We start from the raw sequence: 17,264 nt of genomic DNA, 5'->3' as shown, positions 1-17,264 counted from the left end.
ATCACACCCAGCCGGCCCGCCGGGATATGCGGATCGCGTCGATGAGGTTGCGCGCCCCGGTCTTGCGGGTCGCCGCGGCCATGTAGTTGCGTACCGTCCCGCTCGCCAGGTGCAGCGTACGGGCGATCTCGGCGATCGAATCGCCCTCCGCGGCCCGGGTCAGCACGCTCAGCTCCCGCGGGCTCAGCGGCAGCGGGTCGGCCTCCATGAAGGCGGAAGCCAGCGAGGCGTCGATGAAACGTTCCCCCGAGGCGACCTTCCGGACCGCCCGTACGAGCCGCCCCGGCGAGCCGTCCTTGTCGACGTAACCGCGCGCCTCGGCGCGGAACGCGCGGTGCAGCAGCCCGGGCGCGCCGGTCGACGCGAGCACCAGGACCGGGGACGGGGGCGCGAGGACCCGGTGGTCCGCGCGCCCGTCATGGGCGAGGACGGCCGTCGTCCCCGGACAGTCGAGGTCGACGACCGTCACGTCTGGTCGTAACGACTCGGTCTGGCGTGCCGCGGCCCGCCAGCCCGACGACGTGACCTCGAACGGCCCTTCGGATCTCAGGAGGGCGGCCAGTGCCGACCTGACCAGGCTGACGCTGTGCAGGACGAGGACCTTCGTCATCGTGTGTGCTCCTCGGTAGACGGACCAACGGCACCACGGGTGCCCCGTACAGAGCCGATGGAACGTCACTGCGGGGGGCGTGCAGGGGCGTACGGTCAAGTTGGCCGAGATACCCACGGATTTCCGTTTCCCTTCGGCGGGTAACGCCCTTGAGCGGTCACATCCGTCCGGCCGGTCCGGCCCGCAACGGCGGCCCGCCTCACACCTCGCGCCACCGGGCCATCGCCCAGGAGAACACCCCGAAGAGCATCAGTCCGACGGCGACCGCGACCAGGAGCCACGGGCCCGCCGCGGTCCCGGCGAACGACCTCAGGGTGTCGTCGACGCCCTTCGCCCGCGCCGGGTCGTAGCGCACCGCGGCGTACACGACGAACCCGCCGGCCGCCGCGAACACGACGCCCCGGGCCAGACCGCCGGCCACCCCGAGGAAATCGACGCTCTTGCGCCCCCACCCGGGCACCCCTCCCATCGAGAGGTGCCGGCGGAAGGTGCGCCGCGCCGCCTGCACCGCGATGACCACGCCCGCGACGGCGATCCCGAGCCCTGCCGCACCCACCAGCCACTGGCCGGCGGGCAGGTCCAGCGCCCGGGCCGTCCCGTCGCGCGACTGCTCGTCCCCGGAGCGCCCCCCGCCGCCCGCCGCGAACGACAGGGCGGAGAAGGCGACCACGGCGTAGAAGACCGTCCGGCCGGCCGAGGCCAGCCGCTTCGCGGGCTTGTCCCCGTCCGGCCCGGCAGCGCCGAAGACCACCTCCGACAGCCGCCACAGCGCCATGCAGACGAGCCCGGCCCCGACGGCCCAGACGAGGGCACCGCCGAAGGGCTTTCCCACGAGCTCCCGCAGGGCGCCCTGGCGGTCGGCCTCCTCGCCCCCCGCGTCACCGAAGGCCACGCGCAGGGCCAGCATCCCGATCAGCACGTACAGCACTCCGCGCGCCGCCAGACCACAGCGGGCCGTGAACTCCCGCAGCCGACCACCGCGGGCCGCGGCCCGCACGCCCTTGTCCCCGCCCCCGCCTCTCATCGCGATCAGACCTCGCCCCGCCAGGCGCCCGTAGCGACTCCGCGCGATTCGATGAACAGCTTGAACCGCTTCAGATCGCCGGCCACCTGACGCTTGATGAAGCCGAGCTTGTCGGCGGCTGTCTCGGCCAGGCCGTCGGGCACCCAGTTCATGTGCAGGACGACCTTGGTGGTGGTCGCGTCGATCGGCTGGAAGACGACCAGGCCGGCCTGGCGAGCCTCCCCGTCCACCGTCATCCACGCGACGCGCCGGTCCGGGAGCTGCTCGGTGATCTGCGCGTCGAACTCGCGCTGCACACCGTTCACGTTCGTCACCCAGTGGGTCAGCGTGTCCGTGCGCTGGTCGATGCGCTCGACCCCTTCCATGAAGGCGGGGAAGTCCTCGAACTGCGTCCACTGGTTGTAGGCCGTCCGCACGGGGACGTTGACCTCGACGTACTCCTCGACGTGTGACATGTGCACTCCTTACGTATCGTCGGCGGCCCGGCACCGCGGGGCGCCGGGCCACCGGTCCAGCCGTTCGGGGCGCGGCTACCCGCCCCGGGGTTCCCCATGCGCCGGCCCCCGACGGCCCCCTCCGGTCGGGCACCGTGGGCACGCGGCCGTCCGTTAGCGCCGCGTCATCCCGGGTACGCGCGCAGCGACCGGCGTGCACCGCCGGTCGAAGCCGATCGGGAAGGAAGAACGGCATGGGACACGCAGGGGACGTCATCGCCGAACTGACCGTCGACCACCACGAGGTGGACGTCCTGTTCGACAGGATCGAGCACACCACCCCGGCGGGCGAACGGCAGAAGGCGGCGGAACAGCTGACCATCGAACTGGTCCGGCACTCGGTGGCGGAGGAGGAGTTCCTCTACCCGGCGATCCGGGAGCTCTTCCCGGACGGCGACCTCATCGCGGACAAGGAACTCGCCGACCACGCACGCGTCGAGAAGCTGCTGAAGGACCTCGAGGGGCTGGACGCGGCGGGGCCCGAATTCGACCAGCTGGTCGCCGTACTGAAGGCCGAGGTCACCGCCCACGTGTACGACGAGGAGCAGAACCTGTTCCCCCGCCTGCGCCACGCGTGCACACCGGAGGTCCTGGAGACGCTGGGCGACAGGGTGCGCCGGGCCAAGAGGTTCGCTCCGACCCGCCCCCACCCCGGTGCCCTCCCCTCCCAGCCCCACCACCGGCTGTTGTCCGCCGGCACGGGACTGGTCGACCGCGCGCGGGACTTCCTCAGCGGGCGCGGCCGGTAGGGCCGGCAACCGGCAACCGGCAACCGGCAACCGGCAACCGGCAGCCGCCGCCGTTCCCACCCCGCGGTCTGGGGCGGGGACGGCGGCTTTCGCATGCGCAGGGGTTCGGCCGCCGGTCTCAGCCGGGCGGGAGGTCCCGTGTGTCGCCCGTCCTCGCCTGGGCATGCGCGGGGAAGTCCGTGCCGCCTACACCCGCCGAGGAGACATGAACCACGTCCTTCGCTTGCTGACCGTCCTGGGAGGCTCGATCCTCCTCACCTTCGCGGCCGGATGGGCCGCCGACCTGCTGCTGCGCCGAGCCGACGCGCGCCACCCGGAAACACCCCTGTGGAACTCGCTGCGCCGCTGCCGCCGGGCCCTGCAGATCGTGCTGTTCGCCGCACTGCTGAGGGGGGCCTACCGGCAGACCGCGTGGCCGCCGCTGCGGGAGAACGAGGCCGCCGTCGGCCGCGCCCTCACGCTCGCGCTGATCGGCGCCGGTGCCTGGTTGATCGTGGGCGTGGCCTCCGCCGCCGTCGAGTCCGGGTACGCCCGGTACGCGGCCGGTACCCGAGACCCCGCCAGGCTCCGCAGGGTCCGTACCCAGGTCACCCTGATCACGCGGGTCGTGACCGTCGTCGTCGCCGTCGTCGCGGCCGCGGCGATGCTCCTCACCTTCCCGAGCTTCCGCGCGCTCGGCACCTCCGTGCTCGCCTCCGCCGGCATCATCGGAATCGTCGCCGGCGTCGCGGCCCAGTCCACCCTCGGCAACCTCTTCGCCGGGTTCCAGATCGCCTTCGGCGACATGGTGCGCATCGGCGACACCGTCGTGGTCGCCGGAGAGTGGGGAGTGGTGGAGGACATCACCCTCACCTTCCTCGCCGTACGGACCTGGGACGAGCGCCGCATCACCATGCCCGTCTCGTACTTCACCACCCGCCCCTTCGAGAACTGGTCCCGCGGCGGTGTCCAGATGACCGGGACCGTGTTCCTCCACTGCGACCACCGCGCCCCCGTGGACCTCATCCGCGACAAGGTGCACGAGATCCTGCACCACTGCCCGGAGTGGGACGGCCGCGGCTGGGACGTCGCCGTCACGGAGACGACTCCCTCCACCATGGTCGTCCGCGCGATCGTCACGGCCAAGGACGCCGACGACCTGTGGACGGTGCGCTGCGCGGTACGGGAACAGCTGGTCGCCTGGCTCTCGGAGAAGCATCCGGAGGCCCTTCCCCGCCTGGTCCTCGCGCCGTCGGCGCAGTCCCGGGCGGGCCGTGACTCCGACAGGGGGCAGGACACCACCGGGCGGGCCGTGCCCCCTCAGCCGTAGGAGACCCTCACCCCACTGAAGCCGAGGGGTGAGGGTCTCCTACGGCATCGCGGTGGTCTTCTTCCCGGCGCGCTCCGCGAGACCGCTGTCCCGGGCCGCCCCGTCGATGTGCTGCGCGGCGCGTTTCTGCACGGCCTGCTCACCGGCCGGGTCGTCGGAGAACAGATCGCCGATCCGGTCCGGCGGGCGCCGCTGCTCCGCCACCGCGTACGAGCCGTTCGGGTCGAGGGCCGCCGTGCCGGGCACCGCGTGCGGCCGCGCAGGACACGGCCTCCGGTGCGTCCGCCCCGCAGGCGTGGTCGCTACCGGTGGCGGGCCAGGGTGCGGACGAGGATCAGGAGGGCGAAGCCGATGACGATCAGGTGGACCCAGGCGGGGCCGGGCGCCGGGGTCAGGGCCAGGGAGGTGAGCGCGTTCGGTGTCATACCGCGCGCTTGCCCCGGGCTCCCGGAATGACGCTTCCCCGCGGGGACGCGGGCCGGCGGCCGGCCGGGTCACCGGCCGGTCGGCCTGCCCGAGGTCAGCCGCGATGCCTCGATCTCGGCCCAGACGGCCTTCCCGTGCTCGTGGGTGTGGGTGCCCCAGCGATCGGAGAGGCGCTGCACGATGTAGAGGCCGTGTCCGCCCGGGAGTCCGCGCTGCGGGGACGGATGGGGGCGCGGCGGTGTCGTCGAGCCGTCGAAGACCTCGATCCGCAGGACCTCACCGGAGCAGACCACGAGCTCGATGCAGCCGCCCGCGTGCAGGGACGCGTTCGTCAGCAGCTCGGATACGAGGAGCAGGGCGTCCTCGGAGGTATTGGTGCCGTCCCAGCCCCAGTCCTGCAAGGCCTGGCGCGTGAAGTCGCGGCCCTTGGCGACGTGCCCCCGGACGCCGGCGAGCGCGAGGCGACGGCGCTGCACCACGGGGGAGGGCCCGGCGCGGAGCGGATCGCCGGTTCCGGTTCCGGTCCCGGTTCCCGGTCCGATGGTTTCCACCGTGGTACCTCACCCCCACCGTTGACACTGGTTTCTCTGCGTGCGGGACCCCTTCTGGCCCCGCACGGCCTCCGCCCGGCCCCTTCACGGTTCCGGTGTCGCGGACCTCGCGCATACCCCCGTGCAGGGGGACACCCGAGCATGCCCGTGACATTTTAGGGGAGGCGCCGGTCTCAGGAGCATGCGATGTGCATCCTCAGGGTGAGGCCGCTCTCGGAGGCGCGGATCTCGACCAGGTCGCACAGCTGATGGATCATCCACAGGCCGCGGCCTCCCTGGGCCGATGTCAGGGAGGGGCGGCGTCGCCCCTGCAGCGGATCGGCCAGGTGGCCGCCGTCGCGGACCTCGGCGACGACTCCGCCGCCCGCGGCGCTCCACAGCCGGAGCGAGCCGCTCCCGCCGCCGTGGGCCAGGGAATTGGCGGCGGCCTCGCTGACCGCGAGGATCAGATCGCCGCGCCGGGCCGTGCTCAGGTCCGCCTTCCGGGCCCAGGTCTCGGTGTACGCGCGTACCTCGCCCAGCTCCCCGGAGGCGTACGCGAACCGCCGTACACCCCCGTCGGGCTCGGGCAGCGGTTCGTCGCAGTCGGCGCAGACCGCCGAGGCGTCGGAGTACTCCGGGCTGAGCAGGTCCTTGCCCTCCGCGATCACGGTGGGATGGGTGCGCCGCGCATCGGACACCACCGCGGCCGGCAGGCCCAGGACGTCGTACGGGCACAGGATGGTGGCGTGCCGTCCTGCGAAGGCGGAGTTGATGAGGGCCTCGTGACGCGTGGCCTCCAGCACCTCGGCCCGGGAGCGGCCGGGCCAGATCGGCTCGCCCACGATCCGGGGCGGACGCCCGCCCGCGTGCCGGTCGGCGAAGTCCTGCAGGGCGGAAAGGATGCGGCCGGGATTGCGGCCCAGCTGCGTCATGTCCGTCCAGGTGACCTCGGCCCCGGAGAGGTCGAGGCTCTCGCGCAGGGCGTCCAGGTGCGCGCCGGGCACGGCCACGAGCACCGGCTCGTCGGCCGCGAGGGCCTCGCGTACGAACCCGCCCACTCCCGCCAGGTACTCCGCCCGGCCCTGGTAGAAGAGGGCGGGGTGGACGAAGTCCCCGGACGCGGTGGGCGCAGATACGTTCATCATGCTGCGACCTCCAGCGCGGCACATTCGTCCGGGAACATCTCCACTACCTTGCGGAGCGAGTATGGCGGGTGGTGGAGCACCAGACGACGGCCCTGTCCCGCGACGGTGGCGTTCGCCTGCACCAGGGCGGCGACGGCGGCGGCGTCGAGGAAGGGCACGCCGGAGAGGTCGAGATGGACGACCGGGCCCGGGATCCGTGTGACGACGCCCAGCGCCGCCGACAGGATGGGCCGGGTGTCGAGGTCGCAGCTGCCGCGCAGCAGGGCCCCGGGGCGGTCGGGCAGCGGCCGGGCGGTGAGCGGCCGCCGCGCACGCGTCCCGCCGCTCGTGGCGTCCGCGTCCGAGAGCAGGTCCAGGTCCGCGTCCTCCCCGGAGCACCGCACGACGGCGTCAGCCCACACCACGTCGTCGTACAACGCCTGTGCGCCGACGGGTGGTACGGGTCCGTCGCTGCGGTGGACCGGGGACATGCCGCTGCCTACACCGAGAGCATTCCGGCGCGCAGCCGGGAGAGCGTCCGGGACAGCAAGCGCGAGACCTGCATCTGCGAGATGCCCAGCTCGGCGCCGATCTCGGCCTGTGTCTTCTCCTGGCCGAAACGCAACTGCAGGATCAGCCGATCGCGTTCGTCCAGCTCCTCCAGCAGGGGCGCGAGGGTGTGGAACTCCTCGAAGAGCTCCATGGCGGGGTCGACGTCCCCGAGGCGGTCCGCCAGCGGCCGCGTCGTCCGGCTCGCCGAGGTCGCGGGCTCGTCCCCGTCGCCGCCGCCGGTGTCCAGGGAGCCGCTGGTGTAGCCGTTCGCGGCGACCAGCCCGTCGATGACCTCCTCCTCGGTCAGTTCGAGGTGCCCGGCGACCTCCTTGACCGTCGGGGCCCGGCCCAGGACGTCGGTCAGGGCCTCCTGGGCCTTGGCGAGCTCCGTACGCAGTTCCTGGAGGCGGCGCGGTACGTGCACGGCCCAGGTGGTGTCACGGAAGTAGCGCTTGATCTCGCCGGTGATGTACGGCAGGGCGAGCGTGGAGAACTCGACCTCGCGCTCGGGGTCGTAGCGGTCGATCGCCTTGATGAGACCGATCGTGCCCACCTGGATGATGTCCTCGATGTCCAGGCCCCCGCCCAGCACCCGGGCGCGGAAGCGGCGCGCGGCGAACTGCACGAGGGAGAGGTTCATCTCGATCAGGGTGTTGCGGGCGTACTGGTATTCGCGCGTGCCCTCCTCCAGCGTGCGGAGCCTCGCGAAGAAGAGCCGCGAAAGCTCCCGCGCGTCGCCGGGTGCCATCTCCCGGGGGTTCTCCACCTCGGGCAGTGCCACGTCCCGAGATGGGGCTCCCACGGACCTGTCGGCGGGTACAGAGGTCCTGATCTGCACGTCTGTTGCACGAATGGGTCCTACGGCGGTGGCCGAGCGAGACATGGTGGCCGTTCCCTCCCGATTGACTGACGGCTGCCCGGGCGCTCATGCCCCGACTTCTCGTTCTTACACGGCCCATGCGAAAACTTTTTCCGGACGCCCGCCGGAGGTGCCGTGCCGGCCACCGGCCACGGCGTACCGGGGCCCCTGCGCTGGCGTACGGCCGACGGGCAGGCATACTCCCTTGCGGAGGCCGTACATGTGACGATCCGGGAGGCGGACATGACCGGAACAGGGGACACGCACCACGAGGGCGTGGTCGGGGACGGCCGCCCGGCCGGGGCCGGGTGGGTGGTGGCCGCGCGGGGGGAGCTGGACCAGGACACGCTGGCCCCGCTGGAGGAAGCCCTCGTCGCCGCCGCGGACCGGCACCGGCTGGTGGTGCTCGACGTGGGTTCCGTCACCTTCGGGGACTCCTCGTTCCTGAACCTGCTGCTGCGCGTGCACCGTCTGACCGCTCTGCGGATCGCCGCCCCCGGGGAGCAGCTCGGCCGGCTCTTCGCCCTGACGGGTGCCGATACGGTCCTGTCCCTCCACCCCAGCGTCGAAGACGCGGTCGGCGGCGGCTCATGACGGGCGCGGCCCGCCCCGGTCGGCCGGCGGCCCGGTGTGGGGGTCGGCCCCGCCGTGGGGGCGGAAACAGGCCGTGATGGCCTTGCCGCCGTGGCACGCGTGGACGTCCCACGAGTCCGCGAGGGTGGCGACGATCCCCAGTCCCCGGCCGGAGGTGGCGCCGGCATCGGCTTCGGCCGGCCGCAGGCCGGGCAGCCGGGGATCGGAGTCGGCGACGCTGACGTGGAGGCACCGGCCGTCCCAGGTCAGCACGAGGTGGGCGGTGCCGGCGGCGTGCAGGTGGGCGTTGGTGACGAGTTCGGACACGGTCAGCAGTACGGAGTGCACCGTGTCCGCGGTCGAATCGTCCCAGGGCAGTGACGCCAGGTGCGCGGCGGTCCACTGCCGTGCCGCCCGTACTCCTCTCGCCACCGGAAACGAGCGTGCCCAGCCGACCGCCTTGACCGACAATGCGCTCACCCCTTTGACTCGGTTGTGTCCTTCGTCACCGATTCGTCTACCCTCCGCCCGCCTCCGCACCCGTGTCTTGCGGGTCAGTTACGGAAGCGCTGCTTCAGGGTGATCGGTCGTGCCATAAGGTCCTTCGGGTCGGCGTCCACCTTCGCCGAACGGTCGTGTGGCGAAAGGTTGACGGATGGCTGAGCGGACGCGCCAGGAGCCACTGACGGGTCCGCCGGCGCCCGGGGGCGGGGCGGGGATCGGCGAACCGGAGCTGCGCCGGCTGCTGGCCGGCCTGACGGCCGTACGGGACGGGGACTTCCGCACCCGGCTGCCCGATACGTCGGACGGACTGCTCGGTGAGATCGCCACGGTCTTCAACGGGATGGCCGACCAGCTGTCGCTGGTCACGTCGGAAGTGACCCGCGTGGCCCGCCAGGTGGGCACCGAGGGGACCCTGGGTGGCCAGGCCGACGTACCGGGCGTCGGCGGTGCCTGGCTGGACCTCACGGATTCGGTCAATTTCATGGCCGGAAACCTCACCGATCAGGTGCGCTCCATCGCCCAGGTCGCGACCGCCGTGGCCGAGGGGGACCTCTCCCAGAAGATCACCGTCACCGCGCGCGGGGAGATCCTGGAGCTGAAGGAGACCATCAACACGATGGTCGAGCAGCTCTCCGCCTTCGCCGGGGAGGTCACGCGGGTGGCCCGCGAGGTGGGCACCGAGGGCCGGCTCGGCGGTCAGGCGGACGTCAAGGGCGTCTCCGGAACGTGGAAGGACCTCACGGAATCGGTCAACGTCATGGCCGACAACCTGACCGCACAGGTCCGTTCGATCGCCCAGGTCACCACCGCGGTGGCCCAGGGCGACCTGACGCAGAAGATCCGGGTGGACGCGCGCGGGGAGATCCTGGAGCTGAAGGAGACCATCAACACGATGGTCGACCAGCTCTCCGCCTTCGCCGCCGAGGTCACGCGCGTGGCCCGCGAGGTGGGCAGCGAGGGGCGGCTCGGCGGCCAGGCCGAGGTGGAGGGCGTCTCCGGCACCTGGAAGCGGCTCACCCAGAACGTCAACGAACTGGCCGGGAACCTCACCCGCCAGGTCCGGGCCATCGCCGAGGTCGCCAGCGCCGTCGCCGAGGGCGACCTGACCCGCTCGATCACGGTCGACGCCTCCGGCGAAGTCGCCGAACTCAAGGACAACATCAACTCGATGGTCGGCTCGCTGCGCGAGACCACCCGGGCCAACCAGGAACAGGACTGGCTCAAGTCCAACCTGGCCCGGATCTCCGGCCTGATGCAGGGCCACCGCGACCTCTCCGTCGTCGCCGCGCTCGTCATGGACGAGCTGACACCGCTGGTCGCCGCCCAGTACGGCGCCTTCTACCTCGCCGAGGACCGCCCCGGCGGCACCGTGCTCACCCTGGTCGGCTCCTACGGCCGCCCCGCCGGCACCGGCGAGGGCACCGCCTTCGCCCTCGGCGAGTCCCTCGTCGGCCAGGCCGCCCGCAGCCAGCGCATCATCGCCACGGACCAGGTCCCCGGCGACTACGTCATCTCCTCGGGGCTGGGCCGCACCACCCCGGGCAGCCTGATCGTCCTGCCGATCGTGGTCGACGACCAGGCCCTCGGCGTGATCGAGCTCGCCTCCTTCTCCGCGTTCACCCCCGTACACCGCGACTTCCTCGGCCAGCTGCTGGAGACCATCGGCGTCAACGTCAACACGATCGTCGCCAACGCCCGCACCGACGAGCTCCTCGGGGAGTCCCAACGGCTGACCGGCGAACTGCAGGCGCGTTCGGCGGAGCTCCAGGTGCAACAGGAGGAACTCCAGCGCTCCAACGCGGAGCTGGAGGAGAAGGCGGCCCTCCTGGCCAGCCAGAACCGCGACATCGAAGCCAAGAACCTGGAAATCGAACAGGCGCGGCAGGAACTGGAGGACAGGGCGCAGCAGTTGTCGCTGGCCTCGAAGTACAAGTCCGAGTTCCTCGCCAACATGAGCCACGAGCTGCGCACACCGCTCAACAGCCTCCTGATCCTCGCCCAGCTGCTCGCCCAGAACCCCACCCGCAATCTCAGCCCGAAGCAGGTCGAGTACGCCGGCGTCATCCACTCGGCGGGGTCCGACCTGCTCCAGCTGATCAACGACATCCTCGACCTGTCGAAGGTCGAGGCAGGAAAGATGGACATCAACCCCGAGGCGGTGTCCCTGCCGCAGCTGCTGGAGTACGTCGACGCCACCTTCCGGCCGATGACCACCCAGAAGAGCCTCGACTTCACCGTCACCACCGCCCCCGACGCGCCGGACGCCCTGCACACCGACGACTCACGGCTGCGGCAGGTCCTGCGCAACCTGCTGTCCAACGCCGTCAAGTTCACCGAACGCGGTGGCGTCGAGCTCCGGATCGAGCCGGCGACGGCGCCCGAGGTCCCCGCCGGACTGCCCGGCCGCGGGCCCGTGGTGGCCTTCCGGGTGCGGGACACGGGCATCGGGATCCCCGAGCAGCAGCTGGGGTCCGTCTTCGGCGCCTTCCAGCAGGCCGACGGCACCACCAGCCGCAAGTACGGCGGCACCGGCCTCGGCCTCTCCATCAGCCGCGAGATCGCCCAGCTCCTCGGCGGCGCCGTCACCGCGGAGAGCACACCGGGACAGGGCAGCACCTTCACGCTCTACCTGCCCGTCCGGTGGGCGGAGTACGAGACGGACCCGCTCCCCGAGCTCCCTGCGCCCGCCCGGCACACCGCGACCGGACCCGCCGCGGCGGGTCACGCCGGTACGCCGCCGGCCCTTCCCGCGCAGCGGCAGGCACGACGCCTGCTGGTGATCGAGGAACGCCAGGGCGGCCTGCTCACCCTCGTCGCCGAGAGCGCCGACCGGGACTTCGCCCCCCGCCACCGGCCGGTCGGCGACCTCGGAGGCATCCAGGTCGTCGGCGTCACGAGCTCGCGGGAGGCCGCCGCCGCCCTCGCATCGGATTCCTTCCACTGCGTCGTCCTCGAACTCGACATGCCCGACGGCGAGGCCCTGCGCTTCCTCGACGCCCTCGACGGAGACCCGGCGCTCTCCTCCCTCCCCGTCCTCGCGCACAACAACCCCCGTCTGAACACGGGACAGGAGACGGCGCTGCGGGAACGGGCAGCGTCGCGCCGCCTGGAGCTGCTGTCCAGTCTGGACGAACTCCGCGAACGCATCGTGCTGCACCTGTCCGCGGACCAGCCGGGAGACGTACTGCCCTTCGTCCACGCGGGCGCGGAGCGGGCGCAGAGCCCCGCCCGCGTGCTCGACGACGGCCTGGCCGGACGTACGGTCCTCGTCGTCGACGACGACGCGCGCAACCTGTACGCCCTCAGCGGCGTACTCGAACTGCACGGTGTCCGGGTGCTCCACGCGGAGGACGGGCGCAAGGGCATCGAAACGCTCATCCGCAACGAGGGGGTCGACCTCATCCTGATGGACGTGATGATGCCGGAACTGGACGGGTACGCGGCGACCGCCGAGATCCGGCGGATGCCGGCCCACGCGGGCCTTCCCATCATCGCGGTCACCGCCAAGGCGATGCCCGGCGACCGGGAGAAGAGCCTCGCCGCGGGGGCCAGCGACTACGTGACCAAGCCGGTCGACGCCGACGACCTCATCGCCCGCGTCCGGCACTGGCTCTCGAAATGACCGCCGCCCCGCGCCAGGGCCTGACCCCGCACCCGGACCCGACGCCGTACCCGGACCCGACCCCCCACCGGGGTCCGACACCGCTGGGACGCCTCGTCGCCACCGTCGAACGCCTGCGCGGCGAGGTGCGGGCGGCGCACGCGGCCGCCGACGGCAGGGCCCTGGTCGAACTGGCCAAGGGCATCCTGATCGGCCAGCTGAGCTGCACCCCCGCCGCGGCGGCACGGCAGCTGGACGAGCTGTCCCGCGAGACCGGGCTCTCCCCGCTCGATATCGCCGCGGACATCGTCAACCAAGCCGCTCGCGACCACGTCAGCGAGGTCGCCGCCGAGTTCGTCGAGCGCACGGGCACGCTCGGCCCGGCCAAGCCGTCCACCAGGGTGGCGGTCCGGCTGCGCACAGCCGAGAGCGGGATGCTGGCCGCCGCCGACGACACCCAGGCGGTGGCCGAATCCCTCCTGACCAACGCCCTGGGGCCCCTGGGCGCGATCGCCGTCGCCGTGTGGACCGCGGCGCCCGACGGCTCCCTGGCCCTCGCCGGCTACGCCGGGTTCCCGCCCGGAGAAGCAGCACGCTGGCGCCACGTCCCCCCGGGCGTCTCCACCGTCGCCCGCCTCGCGCTGAGCGAGCGCCGACTCGTCACCCTGCCCCGCCTCCAACGCGAGGGGCTGCCCTCGATCGCGCACCTGCACTGGCCCGACGGCGGACGCATGGCCGTACCGGCCGGGACCGGCGGCCGCATCCACGGCGTCCTCGAAATCTGCTGGCCACAACCCCTGGCACCGCAGCCCCCGCAGATCGAACGCCAGGTCGAGGCCCTCGCCGAACTCTGCGCCCGCACCATGGACACCGCGTCCCCGGCCGGTCCCGGCGTCCCGGAAGCGCTGCTCCCCGACGTCTCGGAGCTGACCGACCTCGCCGAGGGACTGCACGACCCCGCCGTCATCCTCACCCCCGTACTGGATCTTGAGGGACGGCTGACCGACTTCCGCATCCGCCACGCCAGCAGCCGCTTCGTCGACCCCGCCGGGCGGCAGCGCACCGACGTCAACGGCGCCCTGCTGCTGGAGGCCTATCCGACGGCCGCCGGCGAGAACGGGCTGTTCGACGTCATCGAGCGCGTGCACGCCACCGGCGAACCCTTCAGGGCCGAACGCATGAGCCTGACCGCGCTCGTCGACCAGATCCCGCTCACCTCGGTCGCGGACATCAGCGTCAGCCGGCACGGCACGGCCGTCCTGCTGATCTGGCGCATCGAGGACGAGACGGCACGCCTGGCCGACCTCCTCCAGCACGCGCAGCGCCTGGGCCGGATCGGCGGCTTCGAGGAGAACCTCGTCACCGGCGGGATCACCTGGAACGCCCAGCTGTACGCGCTGCACGGCCTCCCGGCCGGCGCCCCGCCCGTACCGCTGCGGGAACTGCCCGGCTACGCCCACCCCGACGACTCCGCCGCCCTGGACCGCTTCCTGCGGGCCGTGCTGCGCCACCGCAGTCCGGCCTCCGTCGATCTGCGCCTGCGCAGGTCCGACGGGATCACCCGCCACATCCGCGTCGTCGCCGAGCCGGTCCTCGACGCCGACCGGCGCCTGTACGCCGTCCGCGGCGCCTACCAGGACATCTCCGCCCAGCACTGGACGGAAGTCGCCCTGGCCGCGACCCGGGACCAGCTCGCCCACACCGCGGCCGAGTCCGCCGAACGCAACCGCCTCGCCCTCCAGCTCCAGCACGCCATCATGCCGCCCACCCCGCCGGCCGTCGAAGCCCCGGGCCTGCGCGTGGCCGTCCGCTACCGGCCCGCGGAATCCGAATCGCTCGTCGGCGGCGACTGGTACGACACCGTGGTCCTGCCCTCCGGGCTGGTCATGCTCTCCGTGGGAGACGTGGCCGGACACGGCATCGAGGCCGCCACCGGCATGGTCGTCCTGCGCAACGCCCTGCGCGGCCTGGCCGTCACCGGTGCGGGCCCCGCCCAACTGCTGTCCTGGCTCAACACGGTCACCCACCACCTGGCGAAGAACGTGACCGCCACGGCCGTCTGCGGGCTCTTCGACCCCCGCACCCGGGTGATGCGCTGGGCGCGCGCCGGCCACCTGCCGCCCGTGCTCGTCCGCGGCGGGGAACCCGAGGCCTTCCCGCTCATCGAGGGCCTGCTCCTCGGAGCGCTGCCGGACGTCACGTACATCGAACGGGAGGTCCGGCTGGAACCGGACGACACCCTGCTCATGTTCACGGACGGGCTGGTGGAGAGGCGGGACTCCTCGGTGGAGGACTCCCTGCTCCACCTCGTGGACGCGGCGGCCTCGGGGGTCGGCGACCTCGACGAGCAGTTGGACCGCCTGCTCGCCGAGAGCCGCTCCGACACGGACGACGACACCTGCGTCATCGGAATCCAGGTCGGCTGAGACCGCGGGCCGGTGGCGCCGCGCGACGTGTCAGAGCCCCGCGACCTTGGCGCTCGCCGACAGCTCGTAGACCAGCGTGACCGTACGGCGGCCGCCGGGCGGGAGCGCGACGTCCCAGCGCGCGACCCCGTCGGCGTCGACCGCGGCGGGTGCGGGGGAGCAGGCGTCCTTGAGCAGGCGCACCTCCACCGCCGAGACCTCCGAGACCGGGACCCGCTCGCGTACGACGATCATCCGCTCGCCGCGCTCCGCCGGCGCGGAGAACCGGGACAGGTGCAGGCGGACCGTGCGGGTGACCACGGTCCGCTGGGTGATTCCGGCGGTCGTCCGGGACTCCTCGGCCTCCCGGACCACACCGTGGTCGTCGCAGCTGCCGAAGGGCAGTACCACCGGGGCGCCGGGCGCGGTGAAGTCCAGCGTGCCGCGGCCGCCGAACCCGCCGGCGCGAACCAGGTCCACGGGACCGGCGAGCAGCGCGTGACCGGATCCGTTGTCGAACCGCACCACCCGGGTGACCAGCGCGGACAACTCGGGTGAGCAGGCGTACTCGCTGACCGCGGGCGCGGTGAACGCGGACAGCGGCACCCGGTGGGCACGCCCGTCACCGGGTACGGAGACCGGTGCGGGCGCGCTCAGCACCCGCGCCTCACCGCCGTCGTCCACCCCCGGCAGGCCGAGCACCGGGACCGGACCGATGTCCCCGATCGCCTCCTCGCGCAACTCGACGTCGACCGTGCGGCGTTCGGCGGCGCTGCGGTCGCCCAGCGTCAGCCGGTCCTCGCCGAGCCGCGGCGGGTCGGTGGCGAGCGCCGACCGGGCAGTCGACAGCGTCAGCCGTACGCCGGACCAGTCCTCACCGGTGCGCTGCCAGACCATCGCATCGGTCTCCAGCGTCAGGCAGTCGCCGTCGAGCACGGCCCGGTAGGCGGGCCGCCACAGCGCGCACGGGGTGAGGTGGCTCAGGCGCAGCCGCGCCGGCCCGGCCGCCGCGGCGTCCACGGTCAGCTCGACATGGCCGACCAGCTCGGCCGGCTGGGCGCCGGAGCGCGTCATGGCCCGCCGGACCTCGTCGAGTTCGGCGTCGAGGGAGGCCAGCCGTGCCCGGGCGGAGCGGAGTTGTTCGCCGAATTTCTCGCGCTCCCCGTCCACCCGGTCCAGCTCGAGGGCCCAGCGGGGCCCGTCGCTCTCCCCGGAGCCGGCTCCTTCGCCGATGTCCCGCAGCAGATCGGCGGCGAGGCGGCCGAGCACGTCGAGGCGCGCGTGCAGCCGGTCGCACCGCTGCTCCGCGGCGTGCCGCTCGCCTTCCAGTTCGTGCGCGCGGCGGCGCAGGGCGGAGTCGTCGGCGGACGGCAGCGGACCGACGGGCGTCCAGGTGCGGACCAGCCGTACGTCGAGCACGGTCGCCGGGTGATCCGCGGTCAGCTCCGCGTGGAGGGTGCGGTCGGCGGCCAGCGCACTGACCGGCCCGAGACGCAGCCGCTGGACTCCGGCCTCGAGGTCGAGCACGGCGGTGCGCTCGATGTGGGCCCGGTCCTCCAGGGCGGTGACCGCGGTGACGGGGAGGGCGATCGGCATGGGGGCCGTGGACATGGCTGCGTCAGCTCCTGCGGTTGCCGCCGACCAGGCCCTTGCCGGCCGGGATGCGGATCTCGTAGCCGCCGTCGAGGGCGGTGGTGGCGCCGGCGGGCAGGTCCACCCGCCAGATGCGGGTGCCGGGCGCGTGCTGCTCGGCTCCCGTGCCGGCCTCGGGCACCGTCCAGTCGGCCCGCTCCTCGATCCGGACGTCCGGTTCGCCGGTGACCGGTACCCGTTCGCGGACCTCGACGGTGACGGGCCCGGCGAGCCGGTTGGCCAGCTCCACATGGATCCGGTGGTCGAGCACGGTGGTGTTGCCCCGAAGACCCGCGGTCGACTCGTGCAGGTTCGTGCGGCGGGTGACCCCGATGCCCTCGGTCGGCCCGAGTCCCACCCGGCGGACACCGCCGGGGGCGAGCGTGGGCAGGGCGGCGGTCAGCAGGAACTCGTCGTCGACGGTGACCTCCACCGGGCCGGCCAGCAGGGCCTGGTCGGTGGCGTTGGCGACCACCAGCGTGGCGTACACGGTCTGCTCGACGGACGGCACGCAGAGGTACTCGGTGCGCAGACCGACCGGGATCGCGCCGACGGTGACGGTGTGCCAGGTGCCGTCCGAGGGGATGTCGGCGCGTGCCGCGGCATCGAAGCGGTGGTCGAAGGAGCCCGCCGACTCGCGGGGACGCACGGCGTGTCCGGGCAGCGGCAGCGCGGCCACCGCCTCGGCGCGGCGCCGGTGTTCGGCCGCGACCGGGTCCGAGGGGGCGTCCGGGAACAGCCGGCCCCGGCGACCGCCCTGTCCTTCCGGGCCGCACAGCACGAGAGCGGCGTAATCGAGCTCGGCGCCGCTCGGCCGCGGCGGACCGGCAGGCGGTGCCGCGGGTGGCGGGGCCCCGCCACCCGCCGCG

The 17,264-nt window shown here is 73.0% G+C and carries 17 protein-coding genes; 5 read left to right on the top strand and 12 right to left on the bottom strand.

The window, feature by feature from the left end; genetic code table 11:
• Window position 1: 1 nt before the first annotated feature.
• The 3 genes from K7B10_RS06195 to K7B10_RS06185 form a co-directional block, all read right to left on the bottom strand.
• On the bottom strand, window positions 2-610 hold the full coding sequence (locus tag K7B10_RS06195) for a response regulator transcription factor (RefSeq protein ID WP_229334932.1): 609 nt from the start codon (window positions 608-610) through the stop codon (window positions 2-4).
• A 199-nt stretch (window positions 611-809) separates the two neighbouring features.
• The gene (locus K7B10_RS06190) at window positions 810-1,634 is read right to left on the bottom strand and encodes a DUF1206 domain-containing protein (protein WP_229334931.1); all 825 of its coding nucleotides are present in this window, start codon (window positions 1,632-1,634) and stop codon (window positions 810-812) included.
• A 5-nt stretch (window positions 1,635-1,639) separates the two neighbouring features.
• Window positions 1,640-2,089, bottom strand: coding sequence for an SRPBCC family protein (locus K7B10_RS06185; protein WP_229334930.1), 450 nt, complete (start codon window positions 2,087-2,089; stop codon window positions 1,640-1,642).
• A gap of 233 nt (window positions 2,090-2,322) precedes the next feature.
• Between K7B10_RS06185 and K7B10_RS06180 the strand changes: the two genes are divergently transcribed.
• Window positions 2,323-2,877: a hemerythrin domain-containing protein gene (locus K7B10_RS06180; RefSeq protein ID WP_229334929.1), complete on the top strand. Its 555-nt coding sequence runs from the start codon at window positions 2,323-2,325 to the stop codon at window positions 2,875-2,877.
• Window positions 2,878-3,082: 205 nt separating this feature from the next.
• The gene (locus tag K7B10_RS06175) at window positions 3,083-4,186 is read left to right on the top strand and encodes a mechanosensitive ion channel family protein (RefSeq protein ID WP_229334928.1); all 1,104 of its coding nucleotides are present in this window, start codon (window positions 3,083-3,085) and stop codon (window positions 4,184-4,186) included.
• 39 nt (window positions 4,187-4,225) lie between these two features.
• Here the strand turns inward: K7B10_RS06175 and K7B10_RS06170 are convergent, their stop codons facing one another.
• The 6 genes from K7B10_RS06170 to K7B10_RS06150 form a co-directional block, all read right to left on the bottom strand.
• The gene (locus K7B10_RS06170) at window positions 4,226-4,432 is read right to left on the bottom strand and encodes a DUF4230 domain-containing protein (RefSeq protein ID WP_229334927.1); all 207 of its coding nucleotides are present in this window, start codon (window positions 4,430-4,432) and stop codon (window positions 4,226-4,228) included.
• Window positions 4,433-4,488: 56 nt separating this feature from the next.
• Window positions 4,489-4,611, bottom strand: coding sequence for a hypothetical protein (locus K7B10_RS40715; protein ID WP_267501342.1), 123 nt, complete (start codon window positions 4,609-4,611; stop codon window positions 4,489-4,491).
• 69 nt (window positions 4,612-4,680) lie between these two features.
• Window positions 4,681-5,163, bottom strand: a complete 483-nt coding sequence (locus tag K7B10_RS06165; RefSeq protein ID WP_229334926.1) for an ATP-binding protein — start codon at window positions 5,161-5,163, stop codon at window positions 4,681-4,683.
• A gap of 173 nt (window positions 5,164-5,336) precedes the next feature.
• Window positions 5,337-6,290: an anti-sigma factor RsbA family regulatory protein gene (locus K7B10_RS06160; protein ID WP_229334925.1), complete on the bottom strand. Its 954-nt coding sequence runs from the start codon at window positions 6,288-6,290 to the stop codon at window positions 5,337-5,339.
• Window positions 6,287-6,760 (bottom strand): STAS domain-containing protein, encoded by a 474-nt coding sequence (locus K7B10_RS06155; RefSeq protein ID WP_229334924.1) that lies wholly within the window; start codon window positions 6,758-6,760, stop codon window positions 6,287-6,289. Before K7B10_RS06155 ends, K7B10_RS06160 begins: the two co-directional genes overlap by 4 nt.
• 8 nt (window positions 6,761-6,768) lie before the next feature.
• Window positions 6,769-7,704: a SigB/SigF/SigG family RNA polymerase sigma factor gene (locus tag K7B10_RS06150; protein ID WP_229334923.1), complete on the bottom strand. Its 936-nt coding sequence runs from the start codon at window positions 7,702-7,704 to the stop codon at window positions 6,769-6,771.
• 219 nt (window positions 7,705-7,923) lie between these two features.
• Here K7B10_RS06150 and K7B10_RS06145 point away from each other — a divergent pair, with 219 nt between their 5' ends.
• The gene (locus K7B10_RS06145; protein ID WP_229334922.1) at window positions 7,924-8,274 is read left to right on the top strand and encodes an STAS domain-containing protein; all 351 of its coding nucleotides are present in this window, start codon (window positions 7,924-7,926) and stop codon (window positions 8,272-8,274) included.
• Here the strand turns inward: K7B10_RS06145 and K7B10_RS06140 are convergent.
• Complete coding sequence (locus K7B10_RS06140; protein ID WP_229334921.1) at window positions 8,269-8,733, bottom strand: ATP-binding protein; 465 nt, start codon at window positions 8,731-8,733, stop codon at window positions 8,269-8,271. The two genes, K7B10_RS06145 and K7B10_RS06140, sit on opposite strands and share 6 nt — an antisense overlap.
• 175 nt (window positions 8,734-8,908) lie before the next feature.
• On the opposite strand from K7B10_RS06140, the gene K7B10_RS06135 reads away from it, so the two are divergent.
• Window positions 8,909-12,379 carry a hybrid sensor histidine kinase/response regulator gene (locus K7B10_RS06135; RefSeq protein WP_229334920.1) on the top strand — a complete coding sequence of 1,157 codons (3,471 nt, stop codon included), beginning with the start codon at window positions 8,909-8,911 and terminating at the stop codon, window positions 12,377-12,379.
• Complete coding sequence (locus tag K7B10_RS06130; protein ID WP_229334919.1) at window positions 12,376-14,784, top strand: SpoIIE family protein phosphatase; 2,409 nt, start codon at window positions 12,376-12,378, stop codon at window positions 14,782-14,784. Before K7B10_RS06135 ends, K7B10_RS06130 begins: the two co-directional genes overlap by 4 nt.
• Before the next feature lie 30 nt (window positions 14,785-14,814).
• Here K7B10_RS06130 and K7B10_RS06125 read toward each other — a convergent pair whose 3' ends face one another.
• Together K7B10_RS06125 and K7B10_RS06120 are read right to left on the bottom strand one after the other, a co-directional pair.
• A complete protein-coding gene (locus K7B10_RS06125) occupies window positions 14,815-16,374 on the bottom strand; it encodes a DUF4139 domain-containing protein (RefSeq protein ID WP_229334918.1) in 1,560 nt (519 codons plus the stop codon).
• A 7-nt stretch (window positions 16,375-16,381) separates the two neighbouring features.
• Window positions 16,382-17,264 (bottom strand): DUF4139 domain-containing protein (locus K7B10_RS06120; RefSeq protein WP_229334917.1); only part of this gene is annotated, 883 nt, incomplete at its 5' end.

Source organism: Streptomyces flavotricini (assembly GCF_020639365.1).
GTDB classification, from domain to species: domain Bacteria; phylum Actinomycetota; class Actinomycetes; order Streptomycetales; family Streptomycetaceae; genus Streptomyces; species Streptomyces flavotricini.
The sequence above is the reverse complement of the archived record's forward strand: the minus strand, read 5'-3'. Positions and strand labels throughout refer to the sequence as shown.